Below are 5,848 nucleotides of genomic sequence, written 5' to 3'. Positions count from 1 at the left end.
GTACGACTGCGGCAAAACCCATCCGGGGCTGCGCCCCTCCTTGGGCTTTTGCCTCCGCTCCCGTCTTATCCGCCTGCTCCCGGGCGCTCAGCGCTTCTTACTTAATATCATTATTGGTCTTGCCGGCACGGAACTGGGACACGTCGCCGGTCTTGTTCTCCTCCTTGTACAGGCCGGGCACGGCGGCGTACAGGGCGGCGCAGGTGACCAGGTCGTCCTTCCAGGTGATCTCATTGGGGGCGTGGGCCTGGCTCTCGGCGCCGGGGCCGAAGCCCACGCAGGGGATGCCGTAACGGCCCTGGATGGACACGCCGTTGGTGGAGAAGGTCCACTTGTCGATCAGGGGGCGGTGACGCAGGTGCATGGCGCCCTCAGGCCCGATGCGCTCGGCGCCGAAGAGGGCGTGGTGGGCGTCCACCAGGGCCTGGACGTGGGCGGCGTTCTCCTTGTTGATCCAGGTGGGGAAGTAGGCCTCGGTCTCGTATACCTCGCCGGTCCAGGAGGGGCGATCATACATGTACATGGACACCTTCACGTCGTCGCCGTACTTCTTCACGCTGGGCAGGTCCCGGATCTCCTGGAGGCAGGAGTCCCAGGTCTCGCCGGCGGTCATGCGGCGGTCGATGGAGATGGAGCAGGAGTCGGCCACCGCGCAGCGGCTGGGGGAGGTGTAGAAAATCTGGCTGGTGGTGCAGGTGCCCCGGCCCAGGAAGCGGGCGTCCTCGTAGTGCTCGGGGTTGTACTTGGGGTTGAGCATCTTCACCAGACCCTTGACTTCCTTATCGTCGGCGTCGTCGTTCTCGTTGAGGGCGCGGACGTCCTGGAGGATGTCGGCCATCTTGTAGATGGCGTTGTCGCCCCGCTCGGGGGCGGAGCCGTGGCAGGAGACGCCCTTCACGTCCACGCGGATCTCCATGCGGCCCCGGTGGCCCCGGTAGATGCCGCCGTCGGTGGGCTCGGTGGAGATGACGAACTCCACCTGCTCCTTTTTAATGCCCTTGGCGGGGAAGAACTTGTTGACGATGTACTGCCAGCACATGCCGTCGCAGTCCTCCTCCTGAACGGAGCCCACCACCATGATTTTGTACCCCTCGGGGATGAGGCCCAGGTCCTTCATGATCTTGGCGCCGTAGGTGGCGGAGGCCATGCCGCCCTCCTGGTCGGAGCCGCCGCGGCCGTAGATAACCTGGTCGTCCTCGTAGCCCTGATAGGGGTCGTGGGTCCAGTTGTTGATGTTGCCGATGCCCACGGTGTCGATGTGGGAGTCGATGGCGATGATCTTGTCGCCCTGGCCCATCCAGCCGATGACGTTGCCCAGGCCGTCCACTTCCACCTCGTCGTAGCCCAGCTTCTCCATCTCGCGCTTGATGCAGGCCACAACCTCCTTCTCCTCGCAGCTCTCGCTGGGGTAGGAGATCATCTCCCGCAGGAAGCGGGTCATGTCGGCGCGGTAGCCCTCGGAAACCTTCTTGATCTGCTCAAAATCCATGGTATTCGTCCTCCATTTCAGTGTGTTCCATCACAAACGGTTTCTCTGCTCAGTATGCGCGCTGGGGAGAGTCGGTGGTGGGGTACTCGCCGTCCCAAATCACGCGGCGGAACTTCAGCGGGTCGGTGTTGCCCTCGGTGGAGAACATGAGCACCTGGCTGAAGCGGTCCAGCTCCAGGGCCTCCCGGAGGTCCTTGTAGGTGTCGTCGGACATGATGGCGTCCAGCACGCCCATGCCCACCGCGCCGGACTCGCCGGAGATGACCACCGGGTCGCCCTTGACGGGCACGCCCAGCATCCGCATGCCCTTGGCGGACACCCAGTCGGGGCAGGAGACAAAGGCGGAGACGTGGTTGCGCAGGATGTCCCAGGACAGGGTGTTGGGCTCGCCGCAGGCCAGACCGGCCATAATGGTCTGGAGGTCACCGGTGACGATGCGGGGAGAACCGTCGCCGGCCACAGCGCCCTTGTACAGGCAGTCGGCGGCAGCGGCCTCCATGACCACGAACTTGGGCGGGTTGTTGGGGTAGAGGTTGGTGAAGTAGCCCACCACAGCGCCGGCCAGAGAGCCCACACCGGCCTGGACGAACACGTGGGTGGGGCGGTTCACCTCGCACTGGCGCAGCTGCTCGGCGGCCTCGCTGGCCATGGTGCCGTAGCCCTGCATAATCCAGGAGGGGATCTCCTCGTAGCCGTCCCAGGCGGTATCCTGGACGATGACGCCGTGCTCGGTCTGCTCGGCCTCGGCGGCGGCCATACGGACGCAGTCGTCGTAGTTGACCTCCTCGATGGTGACCTGAGCGCCCTCCTTGGCGATGTTGTCAAAGCGGGACTGGCTGGAGCCCTTGGGCATATGTACCACAGCCTTCTGGCCCAGCTTGTTGGCGGCCCAGGCCACGCCGCGGCCGTGGTTGCCGTCGGTGGCGGTGAAGAAGGTGGCCTGTCCGAACTCCTTGCGGAAGGCCTCGCTGGTGAGATAGTCGTAGGTCATGTCGGACACATCCCGGCCCATCTCCTTGGCGATATAGCGCGCCATGGCGAAGGAGCCGCCCAGCACCTTAAAGGCGTTGAGGCCGAATCGGTAGCTCTCGTCCTTGACGTACACGCCGCCCAGGCCCAGGTACCTGGCCATGCCGTCCAGCTTGGCCAGGGGGGTGATGGAGTACTGGGGGAAGCTGCCGTGGAAGGAGCGGGCCTTGGCCACATTGTCCAGGGCCATGATGGCCAGTTCCTTGTCCTCGCTCTTGGGCATATGGTTGAGTGTCCAGCGGATGGGGTCTTTCATACTGCCTCTCCTCCGAATAAAATCTGGATGAAACCAGAGGGATTAAAACCTTTCTGGCCCTATCATATCATGACCGGGCCACAAGTCAAGGGGTTTGCTAAAAATTTTTTGTATCTCCAAAAATATTTTTAGATATTTGTGTATTTTGCCATATGTATTTCGGTTGATACCTTTTTGATTTGGTGTTAAGCTATAGAAAAAGAGGCAGAGGGACCCGGGGGAAAGACCCGATTACAGTAAGGAGGCTTTTTGCCATGTATACCTTCATCGTCAACGGGAAGACCGTTTCCACAGCGCGGGACGAGCGCCTGCTCACCTTCCTGCGGGAGGAACTGGGGCTCACCTCGGTCAAGAACGGATGCTCCGAAGGCGCGTGCGGCACCTGCATGATTCTCATTGACGGCAAGGCCACCAAGGCCTGCGTCCAGAAGACCTCCAAAATGGAGGGCAAGCGGGTGATCACCTGCGAGGGCCTCACCGACCGGGAGAAGGATGTGTACGCCTACGCCTTCACCCACTGCGGCGCGGTGCAGTGCGGCTTCTGCACCCCCGGCATGGTCATGAGCGCCAAGGGCCTCATCGACGCCAACCCCAATCCCACCCGGGATGAGGTCAAGTTTGCCCTGCGCAACAATATCTGCCGCTGCACCGGCTACAAGAAGATTGAGGATGCGGTTCTGCTGGCCGCCAAGATGTTCCGTGAGGGCACCCAGGCGCCCCACGAGACCTTCACCGGCAAGATCGGCGAGAATCTGCCCCGTGTGGACGCGCCCGCCAAGGCCATCGGCACCGCCGAGTACACCGACGACATCCGCATGGAGGGCATGCTCTTCGGCGGCGCGGTGCGCTCCGACTACCCCCGTGCCATTATTAAAGGTATCGACATCAGCGAGGCCCTGGAGGTGCCCGGCGTGGTGAAGATTGTCACCGCCGCCGACCTGCCCGGTCAGCTGAAGGTGGGCCACCTGAAGCGGGACCAGTGGGTGCTGGTGCCCATCGGCGGTGAGGTCCACTTCTGCGGCGACCCCATCGTGCTCATCGCCGCCGAGACCACCGAGGCCCTGAACCAGGCCAGAGCCCTGGTGAAGATTGACTATGAGGTGCTCAAGCCTGTCCTCACCCTGGAGGAGGCCATGGCCCCCGATGCTCCCGAGCTTCAGGAGGGCGGCAACTGCTTCGCCCACGAGCATCTGGTCCGGGGCGACGCGGAGGGCAGGCTGAAAAACAGCAGGTATGTGGTCACCACCAAGTACCACACGCCCCCCACTGAGCATGCTTTCCTGGAGACCGAGACCGCCGTTGCCGCCCCCGAGGGCCATGGTGTGGTGGTCTACTCCGGCGACCAGGGCATCTACCAGACCCGCCGGGAGTGCGCCGACGCCACCGGCCTGCCCCAGGAGCTGGTGCGGGTGGTGGCCAAGGCGGTGGGCGGCGGCTTCGGCGGCAAGGAGGACATGTCCGTCCAGCACCACGCCGCTGTTCTGGCCTACCTGACCCAGCGGCCCGTGAAGGTGGCCATGACCCGCAAGGAGTCCATGCTCTGCCATCCCAAGCGCCACGGCTTCGAGATGGAGGTCACCACCGGCTGTGACGAGAACGGCTACCTCACCGCCATGATCGCCATCCTGCGCACCGACTCGGGCGCCTTTGCCTCCCTGGGCGGGCCGGTGCTCCAGCGGGCCTGCACCCACGCCGCCGGCCCCTACAACTACCAGGACATCATCATCGACGGCAAGGCCTTCTACACCAACAACCCGCCCTGCGGCGCCTTCCGGGGCTTCGGCGTGACCCAGAGCTGCTTTGCCGCCGAGTGCAACCTGAACAAGCTGGCCGAGCTGGTGGGCATCAGCCCCTTTGAAATCCGCTACCGCAACGCCATCCGCCCCGGCCAGGTGCTGCCCAACGGCCAGATCGCCGACGAGGGCACCGCCCTGGTGGAGACCCTGGACGCGGTGCGGCCCTACTATGAGGCCAATCCCAAGGCGGGCATCGCCTGCGCCATGAAGAACGCGGGCCTGGGCGTGGGCATCCCGGACACGGGCAGGGTGACCCTCCATGTGGAGAAGGGCGTGGTCCACGTCCGCACCTCCGCCGCCTGCATCGGCCAGGGCGTGGGCACCATCACCTGCCAGATTGTCTGCGAGGTCACCGGCCTGCGGCCCGACCAGGTCACCTGGGACGCGCCCGACACCTCCATCGCCCCCAACTCGGGCAACACCACCGCCTCCCGCCAGACCCTGTTCACCGGCGAGGCCACCCGCCGGGCGGCCACCGAGCTGAAGTGGGCCCTGGAGGGCCGGGACCTGTCCGCCGTGGAGGGGGTGGACTTCCACCAGGAGTACACCGGCATCACCGACAAGCTGGGCTCCGACCGGCCCAACCCCATCAGCCACATCGCCTACGGCTACGCCACCCACCTGGTGGAGCTGGACGGCGAGGGCAAAATCAAGCGGGTCATTGCCGCCCACGACGTGGGCCGGGCGGTGAACCCGGTGAGCGTGGAGGGCCAGATTGAGGGCGGCGTGGTCATGAGCCTGGGCTACGCCCTCACCGAGGACTTCCCCCTCAAGGACGGTCGTCCCACGGCGGTGTACGCCTCCCTGGGCCTGTTCCGGGCCAACCAGACCCCCGATGTGAAGGCCATCATTGTGGAGAAGAACGACTCCGAGCTGGCCTGCGGCGCCAAGGGCATCGGGGAGATCTGCTCCATCCCCACCGCGCCCGCCGTGCAGCTGGCCTACTACAACTACGACGGCAAGTTCCGTACCAGCCTGCCCCTGGCGGATACGCCGTACAGCAGGAAGAAGAAGTAAACCTGTTTTATAGACGGCAAGGCCGGCGGAATTTTCCGTCGGCCTCAGGCTGTCGAAAAAGTGGCTACCGCCACTTTTTCGAAGGAGCTTCATGAAATTTTCACCTCGATTTCTGATGAAATTGTCGGCAAAAATTTCATGAGAAGTGTCATTTTTGAGGCACATGTCCCCGAAAATGACGGATTTTCATTTGATTCCGTCATCTGCGGATGACGGAACTCTGCGAGGCTTCCTCTTCTGGGAGGTTTTTCGACACGCTGA

At 63.8% G+C, this 5,848-nt stretch carries 3 protein-coding genes; 1 reads left to right on the top strand and 2 read right to left on the bottom strand.

What is annotated here, in order from left to right; genetic code table 11:
- Nucleotides 1-97: 97 nt before the first annotated feature.
- Together QZY67_RS11410 and dpaL are read right to left on the bottom strand one after the other, a co-directional pair.
- A complete protein-coding gene (locus QZY67_RS11410; protein WP_295370424.1) occupies nt 98-1,489 on the bottom strand; it encodes a YgeY family selenium metabolism-linked hydrolase in 1,392 nt (463 codons plus the stop codon).
- A 49-nt stretch (nt 1,490-1,538) separates the two neighbouring features.
- Nucleotides 1,539-2,774: a diaminopropionate ammonia-lyase gene (dpaL, locus tag QZY67_RS11405; RefSeq protein ID WP_295370422.1), complete on the bottom strand. Its 1,236-nt coding sequence runs from the start codon at nt 2,772-2,774 to the stop codon at nt 1,539-1,541.
- 254 nt (nt 2,775-3,028) lie between these two features.
- Here dpaL and xdh point away from each other — a divergent pair, with 254 nt between their 5' ends.
- Entirely contained in the window at nt 3,029-5,587 is a 2,559-nt protein-coding gene (gene xdh, locus QZY67_RS11400) for a selenium-dependent xanthine dehydrogenase (protein WP_295370420.1), read from the top strand.
- Nucleotides 5,588-5,848: the final 261 nt, after the last annotated feature.

It is taken from the genome of uncultured Pseudoflavonifractor sp., from assembly GCA_904419835.1.
Taxonomy (GTDB): Bacteria; Bacillota; Clostridia; order Oscillospirales; family Oscillospiraceae; genus Pseudoflavonifractor.
Note: the sequence above shows the minus strand (reverse complement) of the source record. Positions and strands in the feature narration are given on the sequence as shown.

What these genes read in the sequence shown, in the direction of transcription:
- QZY67_RS11410 (WP_295370424.1), bottom strand. Translation starts at nt 1,489, where the DNA reads ATGGATTTTGAGCAGATCAAGAAGGTTTCCGAGGGCTACCGCGCCGAC.
- dpaL (WP_295370422.1), bottom strand. Translation starts at nt 2,774, where the DNA reads ATGAAAGACCCCATCCGCTGGACACTCAACCATATGCCCAAGAGCGAG.
- xdh (WP_295370420.1), top strand. Translation starts at nt 3,029, where the DNA reads ATGTATACCTTCATCGTCAACGGGAAGACCGTTTCCACAGCGCGGGAC.